The sequence below is a fragment of the Huintestinicola butyrica genome, assembly GCF_025567215.1.
Classification (GTDB): domain Bacteria; phylum Bacillota; class Clostridia; order Oscillospirales; family Ruminococcaceae; genus Huintestinicola; species Huintestinicola butyrica.
Map to the genome: position 1 here is coordinate 105,715 of NZ_JAOQKB010000001.1, position 16,611 is coordinate 122,325.

Genomic DNA, 16,611 nt, shown 5'->3' on the forward strand with positions numbered 1-16,611 from the left:
AGAGGTTTGCATGAGAGTTATTATAGAAAAGCCTGCTGACGGCGATGAGGACGAGATAATCGTCAGGTGCAGGGAGCCGGACGATGAGATAATGTCGCTCATATATTCCATAGCGGCAGGCAGGAGCAAGCTCACCGCCTATTCCGAGGACGGCATAGTAAAGCTTTCACCCAAGGAGATATTCTACTTTGAAGCGGTGGATAACAAGGTCTTTGCCTACTGCGAAAAGCAGGTCTATGAGATACGCCGAAAGCTTTACGAGCTGGAGGAGACCTTTGAAAACTCCGATTTTCTGCGCATATCAAAATCCACCATAGTAAATGTTTCAAAGATAGTAAAGCTTGTGCCCTATTTTAACAGCAGGCTGGAGGCTGTGCTTGAAAACGGCGAGAGGACTATAATTTCAAGGCAGTATGTGCCTGACCTTAAAAGGAAGCTGCGTGTGGAGGAGGACAGAAGATGAGATTTTTAAAAGAGCTTTGCCGCTTTTTTGTGCAGATAACCACAGGAATACTTATCATCTGCGCCATAAATTATTCCGTATGGGGCAGCGGTGAGCTTCCCGCAAACATTCTCTGGCAGATAGTTCTGTCGGGAGCGGTAACGGCGGTCATTACCGAAATAGTAATGTCCCTGCCCGAGCCTGAGACGAAAAAAAGGTTCGTTTTATACACCGCTCTGCACTATGTTGTGCTCTGCATAGTAATGTCGGTGATAGGAATGCTGTTCGACTGGGTATCAAAAACAGTTCTGGGAGTGCTTCTGATGTGCCTGAGCGTGGCGGCGGTATATGCCTTTACCATGGCGGTGACATATTTTACAAGCAAGCGTGATGCCGATGACCTTACAAAGCTGATAAGGTCAAAATACAGAAAAAAGTAAAAAAGTCCTCCGATATCACATTTAACTGATATCGGAGGACTTTTTATACTAATCTTTAATCGTTCTATAGACAAAGCCGACAGATGAAATAAGACCAGTCTAGGAAAGCGACTGCAGGCGGGCTTGTCGCCCGGCAAGGGAGCTTGACGAAGAATGGGCTTATTTCAGCCGAGGATTTGTCTATAGGTTGATTGAGGATTAGTATTATATGCTTATTACCAATCACTGTCCCAGTCGGAATCGTTATAATCCCAGCTGTCGTTGCTGTCCCAATCCCAGTCGTTATCGTCCCAGCTGTCGTTTTCCCAACTGGAATCGTTGGCATACCGGCTGTTCTCGAAAGGTTCAATGCCGTAGTCTGCGGAATATCCGCTGTCGCTGTAGTCGCTGTAATGGCTTGAAAGCTCATTGTCAACATACGATGCAGGTGCCCATGAGCTGCTGTTATCATCGTAGTAATACCAGTTGTCCGAGTAGTAGTAATGGGTATCATTATATGTATAGTAGCCCTCGCCCGGGGTGGAGCTTACTTTATATGCAGTTATTGCGAAAATGCTGATGATAATTATTATCAGCACCAAATAATCCGAGATTTTCAGGGAGTCTTTCTTGCGGGGCCCGGCACTTCCGCCTGAGGACGGCTGAGATGAGGGCTTGTTGGCTGTCTTTTGCGCTTTGCGCATACTTACTTCCGACTTCATCTTCTGGTAGATCTCGTTTACCGCATATGCCTCGTCAGTGCCCTGATATCTTACGGTGCGGCTGCCGTCCGCCTTGTTTTTATAGACGATGAAGTTGCCCTCATCGTCCTTGTATATGCCGAATGCCTTAGGCTCGGTGAAGTTCTCACCGATGAAAAAGCGCATCTGCTTCAGCGGCAGATTATGCTTTTGGCAGAAGGCTTTAAGCTCCTCAATGGTTTTGGGTATGCCGTCTGCGCTGCGCATCAGATGTTCGTTGACCGCACCGCAGTTGGGGCATTTTTCGTCGGTATCCTTTATAAAGCTGCCGCAGTAGTTGCATTTTAGCTTCATATTCTGCTCCTTTCAAAGTTATATATCGGTTTCTTCCATTCCGTCAAAAATGCTGCCTGTAATGTTGTAAACATCGTCAATGGGGATATGCTTTCCGCTTTCAAACACCAGCTGTCGGTCATATTCGTCTATCACACGGATATTTCCCGCAAAGTCCTCCATGCGTCCCCCTGGCTTTTTGCCGTCGGGGATAAAATAGTTCACGGTTATCTCGGGACGGTCGGAGAGAATTGTTTTAAGGAACGAAAGCTTGGTGTTAAGCTCGTTTATCTTATCCTCGTCAGGCTCGGGGCGGCTGTCCGTAAGTCTGGCGGCTTCCTTTACCGCTTCCTCATAGCCCGTGAGAGCCGCAAAGGGGGAGAACTGCGCCGCACGCTCGTGAAGCGTCATTTTTCTGCGCTGAGACTGAGGGCGGGGCATATTTATGATATCGTCATATTTGTGGCTTTCCATATTATCTCCTGAACCTTTCCCCGGCAAGCTCTATGAACTGCCTGCGTGTTATGCCGCCGAACTTTTCCGCAAAGCTGTCGCATGGGTCTGCGCAGTCGGATAGCCCCAGATGCTCCGCAAGAGCCGCTTTAAGCTCTGTTTCTTTGGGACTGTAGGGTATGATGCCCGCCTTGTATCCGTTGCGGTCAACATTTATCCCCAGCGCAACTCCGCCGTAATGCTTCCCTGTGCCGTACTCTTTTATGATATCCTCAGTCTCATTGTCATAATCCCAGACCGTAAGGTTCCAGATGATCTGCCTGCGGTAAGTGTTTACGGAAAATCCCAGGTCAATGTCATTTTCCGCAAGCTTTTTGGAGCAGACTATGGGATAGGTCTCCCACAAGATCTCATTGTCCTGAGCTATTCTCATTTCCATAAGCGGGATATTTTCCAGCTCGTCTGCTGTCATATTGCCGTTTTCCGTTACAATGGCATACTGGCGGAAGATTATTGGCTGGGTCATAAGGCTGCGGAGAGGGTGAGCCTGGGGAAGCTCTGCCCATTTTTCCAGCCGGCGTACCTTGCATATTATCAGCCCATAGGTGTAAAGCGATGACGTGAGCTGTACACGGAAGATATCTCCCGCAGTGAATTTCACCGTAACACGCTTTTTGCTGCGGAAATTTTCGAGCAGAGCATCATAGCCGCAGGAACTGTCGCACATGGCAATGTACCGCTGGGAAAAGCTGAAAAAGTCCTCTTTTCGGGGCAAAGATTCAAAAGGTATCGGAAGCTGTTGGTCGTTGGAGCTGTTATAGGAGCTGACTCCGTGGGAGTTTTGTCCTATGCCTGTCACCAGATGCCCCAGCATATATGTGGGCGTTTGCAGCAAAGATGGAGTAAGCGGCTGTTCCCGTCCCCGTGAGGTCTTGGGGAGCACTGTCCGCCTGCCGTTGGTGGCGGCGTTCATATCCGACTCCAGATAATATATGCCTCTGTCCGTGCTGCTTTCAACGATAAGCTTTTTTATAACATCGCCCTCGAACCATATTTCGGTGCGCTCTTTTACAGTGTCATTCACCTTGTAAAAAGCAAGCTTATCCCACTTTTGCTCAAAGGGAGCAAGCCCGTAGTAATGGCGGAGCCTGTCATCAAGGACGATCACATTGTCATTGCCGCTGTAATACTGCTCCTCTGAAGCGCCTTTTCTGCGCTTTGGCTCCTTTCGCTGAACGGAGCCTTTTTCGGGAATGAGCCTTTTGGCAATGTCACTGCCGAATTTCTCAGCCGCAGAGAAGCTTATGCCGTACTTTCCACGCCACAGGTGCAGGGGATAATATATGTCGGTCTCATAAACAAACTCACGCTTGCTGCAGGGCACAAAGCCCTCGGCATAGCTTTTATGCTCGGGAGTATCGAAAAATCCGCAGGAGGACAGCACCCCAAGCACGGAATATGCGTCGGGTACGGTAAGAGGAAGGCTATCTTCCGCTGTGATAAGCTTTAAAAGTGCGTTGACCTTGTTGGCGGAGGATATTTCTTCCGCCAGCCCCAAAATGCGGTTCAGTATCCTGATATCCTCATCGCAGAAATTAACATCGGGGAGCTTTGCAAATTCCCGCAGGTCATTATACACATAGCCTGCGCAGCAGATGTCCATAAAATTCTTCTGCGGAGCCAGTCTGTTTCGGCAATGCTCTTTCATATCCTCAAAGCTCAGGTCATTGCCCTCGCTGAACTCCCCGCCGCATATTCCGCAGATATATCTGCCGTTGTAAGCGGAGACTTTTTCACAGCTGTGCTCAGGCAAAGCTTCTGCCCAGATAAGGCTGGAAAGCGCAGTCCTGTAGCGGAAGTCCCCTGTGGAAATGCTGTACAGAAAGCCCTTTACAGCTTTTTCATGGGTAACAGCTCCCGCAGCTTCCTTTATTTTTCTGATAAATGTGTCGTGCTCCATAGGCTCAATAGCCGTAAGCACGCCCTTTTCGGTGCAGTAGGCTTCTTCCTCGGGTGAAAGCTCACCCCTTTTGCACAGCAGCTTCAGCGCCTTTTTGTCCATATTTTTCCCCGTTACATTGCCATTCCTGCGGCATGACCCGTAGAAAAGGCTATCTGCAAATTAAATCCGCCTGTGTATGCGTCAACGTCAATGACCTCTCCCGCAAAATACAGCCCCTTAACAAGCTTCGATTCCATTGTTTTCGGGTTTATTTCGGAGATGCACACTCCGCCGCCCGTCACTATGGCTTCATCAATGGGGCGGAAGTCCTTTACGGTCACTGTCAGGTCTTTGAGCAGCTGCATAAGGGTGATGCGCTCTTTGCGGCTTATCTGATTTACCTTTTTGCCGCCGTCAATGCCCGAAAGCTTTACGATAACAGGGATAAGCTTTGCAGGCAGCAGCTTGCCCAGGCTGTTTATGAAATCACGGTTGGAATTGTCCGCAAAATCACGCTGTAAACGTGCGTCAAGAGTTTTTTCGTCCAGCGCAGGCTTCAGGTCGATGTGAACGGAATATCTGTCCCGCTGCATTTTGGAGATATGCCCCGATGCGGAAAGCACCAGAGGGCCTGATATGCCGAAGTGGGTGAAGAGCATTTCGCCCAGCTCGGAGTAAAGCATCTTTTCGCTCTCGTTGTCTTTCAGGGTGAGGGTCACATTTTTGAGCGACAGCCCCATTGCGTCCCTGCACCAGTCCTCCTCGCTTACCAGAGGAACGAGAGACGGTCTCAGGGGAGTTACCTTGTGACCCAGCTCCTTGGCAAAGCGGAAGCCGTCGCCGTCCGAGCCTGTCTTGGGGTATGACCTGCCGCCGCAGGCTATAAGCACCGACGGAGCGTGATATGCTATGCCGTCTGCCACAACTCCCGTAACGGCATTATCCTCGGTAAGTATCTTTGTGACCTTGGCATTTTTCACGGTTATAAGCTCACTGCGGTATTTTATAGCCCGCTCAAAGGCGATAACAATGTCCTCCGCCCTGTCGCTTACGGGGAATACCCTGTTTCCACGCTCGGTTTTAAGGGGAACGTCCAGACATTCAAAGAAGCTCATAACGTCCTCGCAGTCATAGCCCGAGTAGGCGGAGTACAAAAAGCGGCTGTTGGTGGGGATATTCTCAAAAAATTCCTCACGGGTGCAGTTGTTGGTCACGTTGCAGCGGCCCTTTCCCGTAATAAGGAGCTTTTTGCCCACACGCTGATTTTTTTCAAATATAATGACCGATTTGCCGCAGTCGGCAGCCGTTACGGCAGCCATAAGCCCTGCGGCGCCTCCGCCGATGATGATGCAGTCAGGCATAATATCTATCCTTTATTTATTTTCATAATCCTGGTCGTCGGATTTTTCAAATACCTCGTACTTGTCCCAGATGTATTCCAGACGCTCGAAGTTGTGGGAAACATATTCCTGCTTCCTCATTCCCACAGCGGAGATAAGGGCGTTGATAAGGCTCATGGGAGCTACCAGAGAATCCGCAAAGGAAGCCATGTCGCTGTGAGCCAGCAGCAGATGATCCGCATACTTTGCCAGGGGAGATGCCTTGCTGTCGGTGATTCCGATTACCTTTGCACCGTTCTCGTGAGCGTATCTGAACGCCTTGACCGTGTGCTTGGAATATCTGGGGAAGCTTACGCCTATCATGATATCACCCTCGCCCACGTTAAGTATCTGCTCGAACATTTCGCTTGTACTGGTGGTGTGGATTATCTTAACATTATCGAACATGATGTTGAAGTAGAAAACGATGAAACGTGCCAGAACCGATGCGGAGCGAGCGCCGATAACGTAGATGTTCTTTGCCTGAACGAGAGCGTCAACGGTGGTGTAGAACTCTTCCTTGTCGATCTCGTCAAGGGTCTTGCGTATCTGCTCGATATCGAAGTTAAGGACCCTGCTGAGAACGTCCTCGCCTGCCAGCTGGTCGTTCATAACGTTCATACGCTGAACTGTGGTGAGCTTGTTGCTGGTAAATTCCTTTAGCGCCTTCTGCATTTCGGGATAGCCCTCAAAGCCCAGCTCCGTTGCAAAACGAACAACGGTGGATTCGCTTACCCCTACGATATTGCCGAGCTTTGAAGCCGTCATAAATGCCGCCTTGTCATAGTGGTTGAGTATATACTCGGCAATTTTCTTGTGGCCCTTTGATAATTTCGGGAGTCTTTCGCTGAGAAGCGCAGGCAGACTGTTCTCCATAATGATCCTTCTTTCATTTTTATAGCTATAAATCCGCTGGGGTCATTCCCACAGTGAGTTTTGCAGACTGATTATATCACGCCGCCTTTTGGCGGTGGCAATGCTGTCGGTGATGTAAAAGCCGTCCTTTATGACAAGCACATCTCCCTCCTTGCAGCCTTTCAGCTGCGAAAGGGGAACGGTGAGCCTGTCATCGCCGTCATATATCACCGCACAGTCGGGTGTTATCCTGTCAAGTATCAGCATAGTTTATTTTCCTTTTGATACATATAGTTTTTCACCGTCCGAATAAACGGATACGGTGGAGGAAAGGTCGGTGCGGTAGATGCTGCTTGTATATTGCTCCAGCCGCTTCATGGTGCTGTCGGCAGGGTGACCGTAGGAGTTGCCCTCGCCGCAGGAAATAACGCATAGCTTCGGAGTTATCTCTTTTAAGAAAGCAGCCGATGATGATGTGGCGGAACCGTGATGACCTACCTTGTAGGCGGTGACATCAATGTCCTGACCGCTGTTTATCAGGTCCTTTTCGCCGTCCTTGGACAGGTCGCCCGTAAGGAGCCATGATATTTTCCCCATATCTATCCTTGCGCATACGGAGTAGTCGTTCAGGTCATCATACTCAGCGCCCTTGACGGGAGCAAGAATAGTCATCTTCACGTTCTTTCCGTTGGCAGTGCCCAGATCATACACCGTTCCCTCCTTTGCTGCGGTGAGCTTGCAGCCCTTGTTTTTTACCGCATTAAGGAAGTTTTCGTAGGTCTTTGTGGTGGGCACCATATTGTCGGGGAGCTTCGGCACGATTATTTTGTCCGCACCGAATTCATTTATAACGTCCGCCATTCCGCCGATGTGGTCGGAGTGGGGGTGGGTGGCAATTATATAGTCAAGCCTTATTATCCCTTTTGAGCGGATAAACTCTGTGACTGCCGCTGCGCTTTCCTTTTCCCCTGCGTCTATGAGAACGCTTTTTGTGGGGGTGGTTATCAGAATGGAATCACCCTGACCCACGTCAATGACGAACACTCCGAAATCCTTTGCGCTGTCGGGGATATTCCCCCCGCTGCTTTGGGAGGGCTTGTCAAATACGGTGAAGCCCAGAGCGTTCTGCACGTCGGAAAGCTTGATAACGCCTGTTTCCACCAGCGCTCCGAAGCATATCCCCACGCATATTATGAGGATTATCACGGAGGCGGGAAGCATTTTCAGCAGCCGTTTCAGTGCTTTTTCTTCCGCTGATCTTCTTTTTGCCATCTGTCATTCCTGCCTTTTGAAGCGAGAGGCGAGCCTGAGGCGTAAAGTGTACCTCTTACGCTGTTATTCGCCTGATGACGGTTTGCGGAATTATTATTGTGAGCCTTGCCGTGGGCGGGCTTGTTATGCGCCTGACTGCCCTTTCCTGACTGCTGCTTTGCAGCCTTTTCACGCAGATATGCGCTGTACTGCTCATCGGGCTTTACAAGGCAGTCCTTGCCCATGCCGATAAGATCGGTGCGGTGAGCCTTGATAAGAGCTTCTATGCACCTGCGGCGGTTTTCGGGCTTGAAATACTGGAGCAGCGCTCGCTGCATTCCCTTTTCCTCGGCAGTTTTGGGGACATACACCTTTTTCATGGTGTATGGGTCAAGCTCGGTGTAGAACATACAGGTGGATATGGTTCCCGGGGTAGGATAAAAGTCCTGCACCTGCTCGGGGCGCATTTTCAGGCTTTTTAAGAACTGCGCCAGCTCCACAGCTTCTTTCAATGTGCTTCCGGGGTGAGAGGACATAAGGTAGGGCACAAGATACTGCTCCTTGCCTATCTGACCTGTCATTTTATAGAACTTGTCCTGGAATTTCCTGTAAGCTTCAATATGGGGCTTGCCCATCATATCAAGCACAGCAGCGGAGCAGTGCTCGGGAGCGACTTTCAGCTGACCGCTTACGTGGTATTCGATAAGCTCACGCATAAACTCGTCGTTCTCGTCCTCGATAAGATAATCGTATCTTATGCCGCTGCGGATAAAAACTCTCTTTACACCTTTAATTTTACGTATCTCACGGAGAATGTCAAGATATTCCTCATGATTTACCTCAAGATTTTTGCATGGCTCAGGCGCAAGGCACTTTCTGCCCTTGCACAGACCGTATTTCAGCTGATGTGTGCAGGAGGGGGCACGGAAGTTTGCGGTGGGACCGCCCACGTCGTGGATATAGCCCTTGAAATTGGGGAGCGTGGTGAGGAGCTTTGCTTCTCTCAGAATGCTCTCCTTGCTTCTTACGGAAATTCGCCTGCCCTGGTGGAGTGCGATGGAACAGAAGTTGCAGTTTCCGAAGCACCCTCTGTTGTGGGTGATGGAGAATTCCACTTCCTTTATTCCGGGAACGCCGCCCTCCGCCTCGTAAATGGGGTGATAGGTTCGCATATAGGGCAGCTCGTAAACGTGGTCAAGCTCGGGCGTGGTAAGGGAAAGGGCAGGGGGAAGCTGAACGAGCATTTTTGAGGTCTGGCGCTGGATAACAGTCTTGCCGTAAACCTCGTCCTGCCAGTCGTATTGTATCTTGCACGCCTTGGCGTATTCTTCCTTATTTTCCCTGCACAGCGCCAGTGAGGGACATTCCGCAGCGCCTAAGGGAGTATCCTTTGGGTCGCACAGATATGCTGTTCCACGGATATCACGCAGGTCATGGATATTCTCGCCCTTTGCAAGGCGGTTGCATATCTCAACTATCTGGTGCTCGCTCATGCCGTACATCAGCAGGTCGGCACCGCTGTCCTCCAGAACGGAGGGGCGGACTGCGTCGTCCCAGTAATCATAGTGGGCAAACCGCCTGAGAGATGCTTCCAGACCGCCCAGCGCCACGGGCATATCATCGCCGTAAATGCGCTTTACCGCCTTGGAATACACTATAGCCGCACGGTCGGGGCGCTTGCCTGCCTTGCCGCCTGCGGTATATGCGTCGTCAGAGCGCTTTTTCTTTGCGGCGGTGTAATGAGCCACCATGGAGTCGATATTTCCCGCCGTTATAAGGAAGGCGTATTTTGGCTTGCCGAGCTTTGTGAAATCCCTGTCGCTGTGCCAGTCGGGCTGAGAAATTATTCCCACGGTAAAGCCCAGGTCTTCTATTATTCGGGAGATTATGGAAATTCCGAATGAGGGGTGGTCAACATAGCTGTCGCCCGTGATGCAGATAAAGTCAAGGGTATCAATACCCCGCTCCTGCATATCGGCTTTTGAAATTGGTAGAAATGGCATATTATCACCCTTTTTTCAAATCAGATTAGGATATCATAATTTACAAAAGCTATTGATACATATACAAAGCCTGCTACTGCCAATAAATACAGCCAGATATTCAGAACAAACATGAATTTCAGCATGATTGTAAACAGAAGATTTTCGCAGTCCGCTTCATATTTTTTCATTGCAATAAAGGAAGCAATACAGCCTCCTGCAAGGCTTAGAGAAATTGTCAGTGCTTTTAATACCGCACTGTGGCTTTTTATTGCCTTAGTGCATATAAACAGGGCAGCCGCATTTGCAACAATCAGCCAGATAAGCAGCTGACGATGACTTATATACAAAAAATACAGCAGGTATATCGAGACTTTGTTTATCAGCAATGTAACTGTTATGCACAGCACTGCTGCGGTAATGTAAACCCGTTTTCCGCCGAAAAAGAACTCTGTAATGGGGAGCCTGAAGCCTTCATCGGGCTTGCCCTCAAAATCCTTCAGCATCAGATGATTTAAAATCGTGGCTGTACTGATGACAACAATAAGCACAAAAACGAAAACAACCTTGCCAAGTACATTTTCAAAAGCATCTGCGTTAATGCTGTACGGTGAGGCTGCTGCTGCAAGTACAAGCAGTGTGATTATAAGAGTGCAGATAACAAGCTTTTTTGAATTGTTCATAATGTCTCCTATAAGCATAAAGCCGATTTATTCCTCAAACGGAAGCTCCTCTGGAACGCCCTCTGAGGGGTCAGCGGAATTGCTGCCCAGCTTTCTCTGTAAAAACATCTCTCTTGTCATAAGCACCTGACGGGGCTTTGCTCCCTCAAATGCTCCCACAACGCCCAGCTCTTCAAGCTCGTCCATAATGCGGGCGGCTCTTGCGTAGCCAAGCTTTAATTTTCTCTGGAAATAGGAGACGGATACACCTGCACCGCCTGCGTCAACGGCACATTCAATGGCTCTTTCGATAACATCATCGTCGGAGCCTTCATAGGTCTTGCCGTTGTCGGCGGGTTTTTCCTTTTCGCCCTTGGGCTGAGGAATGTTCTGCTCGATTTCCTTCATAATATCATCGCTGTAGGTAACGTCACCTGCGCCGTTCTTGATGAAGTTTACCACCGCAGTTACTTCCTTGTCGGAGGTAAAGCAGTTCTGCACTCTGACAGGCTTTGCGTAGCCTGTGGGGAAATACAGCAGGTCGCCGTTGCCCAGCAGCTTTTCAGCGCCTATCTCGTTGATGATAGAGCGTGAGTCGATGCCCGATGCGACCTTGAGCGCAATACGTGAGGGGATATTTGCCTTGATAAGACCTGTGATAACGTCAACGGTGGGACGCTGTGTGGCGATTATCAGGTGCATACCTGCCGCACGGGCCATCTGAGCCAGTCGGCATATGCTGTCCTCGACTTCGCCCGCAGCTGCCATCATCAGGTCGGCAAGCTCGTCTATAACAATGACTATGCGGGGCAGTGGCTCAACGCCGTCAGTCTCCGCAGCCATTTCGTTGTAGCCCTTGAGGTCACGGACGTTATTGTCCGCAAAGAGCTTGTATCGTTTGAGCATTTCCTGCACAGCCCACGCCAGCGCACCTGCCGCCTTTCTGGGGTCGGTGACAACGGGGATAAGCAGGTGGGGGATACCGTCATATATCTTGAACTCAACCACCTTGGGGTCAATAAGCACAAGCCTTACCTCGTCGGGGCTTGCGTTGTAGAGAATGCTCATTATAATGCCGTTGGTGCATACGGATTTACCTGAACCCGTAGTACCTGCGATGATAACGTGAGGGAGCTTAGAGATATCTCCCAGGATTATCTCGCCGTCAATGTTCTTGCCCACGGCAAAGGTGAGCTTGCTCTCGGCGTTCCTGAACTCCTCCGTGTCGATAACGTCACGGAGCGTAACAATGTCCTTTACTCGGTTGGGGACTTCTATTCCCACAGCCGCCTTGCCGGGGATAGGAGCCTGTATTCTTACGCCTGCCGCAGCAAGGTTCAGGGCGATATCGTCCGCAAGACCTGTGATTTTGGATATCTTCACGCCTGCGTTGGGCTGAAGCTCATATCTTGTAACGGTGGGGCCACGGTGGATATCGACGATACGTGTCATTACGCCGAAGCTTTTCAGTGTCTCCACCAGAGTGTCGGCGTTCTGCTTCATCTCGGCTTCCGCTTCCTCAGCATTAAGCTCGTTGGAGGACTTTTTCAGCAGCTCCATGGGCGGGAAAACATATTCAGCGGGAGCGGGGATATTTTCTGCAATCTCGTTCTGGATATCCTGAGCTGTGGTCTCGGGCATATCAAGATCTTCATCATCGCCGATCTTGTTGGAAGCAAGGGTAGAGCCTTTCTTGTCGTTGCGCTTGAAAATGGAAGCAGGCTTTGCGGCGCTGTTTGAAGCCGCATTTGGCGGAGCAATGCTCTGAGAAGTGTTTTTCTGAGCTTCCTCCGAGCTGCCTATGGGCTTTGTTACAGCCTTCTTTATGATAGAAGCCAGATCGTCGGGCTTTTCCGCCTCTGCCTTTGCGGCAGCCTTGGCAGCCTGCTTTTCGGCTTCCTTTTCTTCAATGGAGCGTGCTATTGCGTCAGCTTCGATTTCAACGGCAGACTTAGGTTTTTCAGGCTCAGGCTCTGCTGCGGGAGTGATATCAGCCGCAGGGTCAGGCTTTTTAGCCTTGCTCTTGCCGAAGGGCAGGGGAATGTCGATATTGAACTCCCTGCGCTTTTCCTCCGCAATAGGCTCGGGAACGTCCGCATTGGGGCAGGGCTTGGCAACAGCCTGCTTTGCAGGCTTCTTTTCGATCTTCTTCTGCGCTCCCGGAGGTGGAACAAAGTCCTGAGTTTCCTCATATTCGGGGCGTGCAGCATTGGCAGCCGCAAAAATATTCCTGATGCTCTTGAAAACATCTACGATAGTCTTGTTTGCAAGGAGCATAACAAAAACAAATGTGAGCAGGATAACTATTACCGCCGCACCTGTTTTTCCGAAAAGCTTCAGCAGAGGAACGCCTATTACTATGCTGAAAAATCCGCCGCCCCTGAAAACCTTGCCGTTTTCGTAAAGGTCGGTTATGAGCTTGCCCAGAGTGATATCGGGGTCAAGAGGCTCGGCAAAGAATATCTGTATCACCGCACAGCAGATGAGAATGAGTATGATACCCTGTATCACCTTTCCCGCAATGGTCTGGCGTGTCCTGTCGGCGGCTATCATTATTGATGCGTAGATAAGCACAAAGGGAACCAGCACAGAGGTTATGCCGAAAAGGCCCAGTATAAGATTATGTACCGCAAGCCACGCAGATTCGCCCTCAATGGCTGCAAATGCGGCAATAAGAACGCCCAATGCAAAAAGCACCGTTGACCACAGCACCTTGTCGTTGGCATTCTGTGCTTCCTGCTGAGCCTTTGTGGTCCTGGGCTTTGAAGCAGGCTTTTTTGATTTTGACCCTGTGGTTTTCTTTGCTGCCGCCACTTATAACATTCCTTTCAAAATTGAGAGTTATCCTATTACGATGAGATTTCCGCTGACGTGCTCGTAAATACCGCAGCCAAGCACGATGATTCCGAGGATAAGGGTGTATATCGAGAAGATTCCGAAACGGTCGGACTTCATTAGCCACTTTATGAGAGATATTGCCAGATATCCCGAAACAGCCGCTACTGCCATGCCTATCAGCAGGGGAACGAAGCTTATGCTCACATCGGAGCTGCCCATGTCGAGAAACTGGGAAAGAGCGCCTGCCAGTATTACTGGGATACCTAAGATAAAGCTGTATTCCACAGCGTCCTCTCGTTTCTGACCGCAGATAAGTCCTGCTGAAATGGTCGAGCCTGAACGGGAAACGCCTGGCAGCAGGGCGATACCCTGCATAAATCCGATGAAAAGTGCGTCCTTGACAGTGGTCTCTCCCGCAGTCTTGCCTATGCCCTTTTCACGGTTCTTCTTTGAGAGCTTGTCGCCGATAAAAAGGATAGCAGCAGTGTAAAGGAAGCATACGCCCTCCACTGCAATGTCGCTGTCCGATGCCACGGAGGAGAAAAAGTCCTTGAATATGTAGAAGATGAACAAAGGCAGTATGGATATGATTATCATCATTATCATGCGCCTGTTGGGGTTCATGGTGCTCCACTTGAATTTGCCCGTGAAGATGTCCTTTATCATGCTGAGAGCTTCAAGGATAAGCGCCCATATCTTCTGCCTGAACGCAATGAAAACGGCTATCAGCGTGCCTATGTGCAGTGCAATGGTGGTAAACACCGCTTCATCGCCGCTTACGCCGAAAAAGTGCTGGAAAAGTGAAAGATGACCCGAGCTGGATACGGGGAGAAACTCCGTAACTCCTTGGATAAGTCCCTGTAATATGGCTTCAAGAATTGTCATAATGTGTTTCCTTTCAGATGTTGTGTTTTTTATATGTATCCCCCTGTTATTTTTCGGGGGGGCTGTCGGGATATCTTGGCTCGCTCGTTTCGATAAGCCCGTAAAGCGCTTCAATAGCGTCGGATAAGCTTCCCAGCCTGTCAATAAGCCCTTCCTTTACGGCAGTTTCGCCGTCAATGACAGTGCCCATGTCAAGCACAAGCTCGCCTGTGTTCATCATCAGCTGAGAAAAACGCTCAGGGGAAATGCTGCTGTTGGCGCAGACAAAATCCGTTATCCGCTTCTGCATGGCCTCAAAATAGGTCAGCGTCTGGGGAACTCCAAGCACAAGACCGTTCATGCGTACAGGGTGTATCGTCATGGTGGCGCTGGGAACGATATAAGATATCTTCGCCGATACCGCCAGCGGAACGCCGATGGAATGACCTCCGCCCAGTACAACGGAAACGGTGGGAGTTTTCATGCCCGAGATAAGCTCGGCAATGGCAAGTCCCGCTTCAACATCGCCGCCCACAGTGTTGAGGATAATGAGCAGACCTTCAATGGAACGGTCCTGCTCAATGGCAACAAGAGCAGGCATGATGTGCTCATATTTTGTGGTCTTGTTCGATGGGGGGGCGGCATAATGCCCCTCGATCTGCCCGATGATAGTAAGGCAGTGGATAAGGTGCTTGGAATTTTCCGAAACAGACTGTCCTGTCCGTTCAATAAGCTCTGCTTTTTCGTTCATTTCGGAAGCGGGAGAGGAGTCCTTGTCCTCCGACTGTTCCGAAGAATAATAGTTATGGCTGTTCACAAAAATGCCTCCTGCGGTAATCATAGTATAATGATATTATAATTAAAATTCCCGCAGATATACGTTTTTGCAGCCCATGTGGCTTATTATACCTTAAAAAAGGCATTATTTTTATTATACATCAAATATTTATAAAAGTCAATTATTTTGAAAACAAGATTGCAAGCGGACAAAACGAAAAATTCGTGCTGTTAAGCGCAAAGGTAAAAAGTTTAGCCCACCTTTGTCGTCCTTGCCGCAGGCACGGACAAATTAAATATACCGCAAACAAGCAAGCATTCAGCCATAAAAAAACTGCGGCCGTATGACCGCAGTTTGGGTGTCAGTTGTTTTTCCTCATTTCCTGTATCTGATTGAAAAGCGCATTGTATCCCTCTTCGGGGTCGGAAATGTTTGCCACAGCAGCTTCCATGGGGCAGATGTTGTCACCTGTGCGGTTGATTATCTGCTCTGTCAGCTTGTCATAGCTGTGGGGGATATGATGTGCCTCCAGATATTCCGATGCCGCTTCCGACATGACTTTGCCGTGAACGGCGCATATCCCTGCTTTTACAAAAAGCATCGCCGCTGCCTTGCCGACTATCATGTCCGCTGCGGAATAGCCTTTCAGGTCTTTTCCCATGCTGATGAACTTCATCATGGGGGATATGCCCCTGCCGTCATCGGTGATGATATCTCCGCCAAACTTCTTTTCCGAAATAATCTGACATATTATGACCGTCTTTCTTTTTTGGTAATCATACTATAGCTGAAAATTTTTGATACATCTCTTAAAAAGTGTAAATATTCAGTTTATACTAAGCACCAATTAAAAACTGTACAAAAAATCAAGCATAATCTTGCATTTAGGGATCATGCAATGATTTTTTGTCTATAGTTTTATCGGTGATTAGTTTTAGAACCTGTCTTCACAAGAAATGTGTGCGGATTTTCGAGCATAATTTTGTCTAAGACAAGGCAAAAATCCGCAGGCGGGCTTGCCGCCCGGCAAGGATTTTTAACGCAGTCTAAGGCAAAATTTGCCGAAAAGACGTTCGCATACGCTTGTGAAGACAGGTTCTTATACTCATCTTGCGATTTCTATGAATTTTAGTATCTCTGTCTCGTCAGCGCCGCTTTTGTAGAGCTTCAGGATAACTTTCAGCATATTTTTCCGCTCATGCTCGTCGGATATCCATTCCATAAGGAAGCGGCGGTATTTTCTGATGAACTCCTCCTCGCCGCTGTCATATTCGGAGATAAGACTTTCCGCTTTTTCACGTATCTCCGAGGGTATCACGGGGCCTTTGTCAGCGATGGATATGCCGATTGTGATGCCGTTTTTCATTGCCACATCGGGAAACAAAAATCCGCTGCCCTCTCTGCTTCCCACAGCCTCGGCGGGAATGTTCTTTTCTTTGCACAGCTCTGCTATGCGCATATTGGTGAGCAGGTCGTCAGTGGCAGCTACCACCATAAAAGCGCCCTCGATGTCGCTGTCCTCAAAGGGACGGGCAATGCAGGTCACTGAGTCCATGGAAGATATCTCGCTCATTATGGCAGGGGCGATGACTGTTATCTGCGGCCCGAACTTCACAAGTGTGTTTATCCTGCGCAGTGCGGCAGCTCCGCCGCCTGCCACAACGCATTTTTTGCCGCCTATCTCAATGAAAAAAGGAAAATATCCCATATAA

General features: G+C 49.3%; 16 protein-coding genes. 2 read left to right on the forward strand and 14 right to left on the reverse strand.

Annotated features, from left to right (window positions below):
- Positions 1 to 10 precede the first annotated feature (10 nt).
- Both OCV68_RS00500 and OCV68_RS00505 read left to right on the forward strand, forming a co-directional pair.
- Positions 11 to 463 (forward strand): LytTR family DNA-binding domain-containing protein, encoded by a 453-nt coding sequence (locus OCV68_RS00500; protein ID WP_022475625.1) that lies wholly within the window; start codon positions 11 to 13, stop codon positions 461 to 463.
- The gene (locus tag OCV68_RS00505; protein ID WP_022475626.1) at positions 460 to 882 is read left to right on the forward strand and encodes a DUF3021 family protein; all 423 of its coding nucleotides are present in this window, start codon (positions 460 to 462) and stop codon (positions 880 to 882) included. Before OCV68_RS00500 ends, OCV68_RS00505 begins: the two co-directional genes overlap by 4 nt.
- A gap of 215 nt (positions 883 to 1,097) precedes the next feature.
- On the opposite strand, the gene OCV68_RS00510 is transcribed toward OCV68_RS00505, so the two are convergent.
- From OCV68_RS00510 to OCV68_RS00575, 14 genes are all read right to left on the reverse strand, one after another.
- Positions 1,098 to 1,916 carry a zinc ribbon domain-containing protein gene (locus OCV68_RS00510; RefSeq protein ID WP_262570085.1) on the reverse strand — a complete coding sequence of 273 codons (819 nt, stop codon included), beginning with the start codon at positions 1,914 to 1,916 and terminating at the stop codon, positions 1,098 to 1,100.
- An 18-nt stretch (positions 1,917 to 1,934) separates the two neighbouring features.
- On the reverse strand, positions 1,935 to 2,369 hold the full coding sequence (locus tag OCV68_RS00515) for a YolD-like family protein (RefSeq protein WP_262570087.1): 435 nt from the start codon (positions 2,367 to 2,369) through the stop codon (positions 1,935 to 1,937).
- Between the two features lies 1 nt (position 2,370).
- Positions 2,371 to 4,410, reverse strand: a complete 2,040-nt coding sequence (locus tag OCV68_RS00520; protein ID WP_262570089.1) for an immunity 26/phosphotriesterase HocA family protein — start codon at positions 4,408 to 4,410, stop codon at positions 2,371 to 2,373.
- An 11-nt stretch (positions 4,411 to 4,421) separates the two neighbouring features.
- Positions 4,422 to 5,651 (reverse strand): BaiN/RdsA family NAD(P)/FAD-dependent oxidoreductase, encoded by a 1,230-nt coding sequence (locus OCV68_RS00525; RefSeq protein WP_262570092.1) that lies wholly within the window; start codon positions 5,649 to 5,651, stop codon positions 4,422 to 4,424.
- A gap of 12 nt (positions 5,652 to 5,663) precedes the next feature.
- Positions 5,664 to 6,545 (reverse strand): MurR/RpiR family transcriptional regulator, encoded by an 882-nt coding sequence (locus tag OCV68_RS00530; RefSeq protein ID WP_147622408.1) that lies wholly within the window; start codon positions 6,543 to 6,545, stop codon positions 5,664 to 5,666.
- Between the two features lie 42 nt (positions 6,546 to 6,587).
- A complete protein-coding gene (locus OCV68_RS00535) occupies positions 6,588 to 6,791 on the reverse strand; it encodes a DUF3006 domain-containing protein (RefSeq protein ID WP_022475632.1) in 204 nt (67 codons plus the stop codon).
- 3 nt (positions 6,792 to 6,794) lie between these two features.
- Positions 6,795 to 7,796, reverse strand: coding sequence for a ComEC/Rec2 family competence protein (locus tag OCV68_RS00540; protein ID WP_262570094.1), 1,002 nt, complete (start codon positions 7,794 to 7,796; stop codon positions 6,795 to 6,797).
- Positions 7,760 to 9,778 carry a YgiQ family radical SAM protein gene (locus OCV68_RS00545; protein ID WP_262570096.1) on the reverse strand — a complete coding sequence of 673 codons (2,019 nt, stop codon included), beginning with the start codon at positions 9,776 to 9,778 and terminating at the stop codon, positions 7,760 to 7,762. Before OCV68_RS00545 ends, OCV68_RS00540 begins: the two co-directional genes overlap by 37 nt.
- A gap of 20 nt (positions 9,779 to 9,798) precedes the next feature.
- Entirely contained in the window at positions 9,799 to 10,440 is a 642-nt protein-coding gene (locus OCV68_RS00550) for a hypothetical protein (protein WP_022475635.1), read from the reverse strand.
- A gap of 27 nt (positions 10,441 to 10,467) precedes the next feature.
- The gene (locus tag OCV68_RS00555; protein ID WP_262570099.1) at positions 10,468 to 13,233 is read right to left on the reverse strand and encodes an FtsK/SpoIIIE family DNA translocase; all 2,766 of its coding nucleotides are present in this window, start codon (positions 13,231 to 13,233) and stop codon (positions 10,468 to 10,470) included.
- Between the two features lie 27 nt (positions 13,234 to 13,260).
- On the reverse strand, positions 13,261 to 14,142 hold the full coding sequence (locus OCV68_RS00560; RefSeq protein WP_262570100.1) for an undecaprenyl-diphosphate phosphatase: 882 nt from the start codon (positions 14,140 to 14,142) through the stop codon (positions 13,261 to 13,263).
- Between the two features lie 46 nt (positions 14,143 to 14,188).
- A complete protein-coding gene (locus OCV68_RS00565; RefSeq protein WP_262570368.1) occupies positions 14,189 to 14,872 on the reverse strand; it encodes a ClpP family protease in 684 nt (227 codons plus the stop codon).
- 388 nt (positions 14,873 to 15,260) lie between these two features.
- Positions 15,261 to 15,653, reverse strand: a complete 393-nt coding sequence (locus OCV68_RS00570; RefSeq protein ID WP_317259194.1) for a DUF1893 domain-containing protein — start codon at positions 15,651 to 15,653, stop codon at positions 15,261 to 15,263.
- Between the two features lie 351 nt (positions 15,654 to 16,004).
- The gene (locus OCV68_RS00575; protein ID WP_262570101.1) at positions 16,005 to 16,607 is read right to left on the reverse strand and encodes a precorrin-2 dehydrogenase/sirohydrochlorin ferrochelatase family protein; all 603 of its coding nucleotides are present in this window, start codon (positions 16,605 to 16,607) and stop codon (positions 16,005 to 16,007) included.
- Between the last annotated feature and the right edge of the window lie 4 nt (positions 16,608 to 16,611).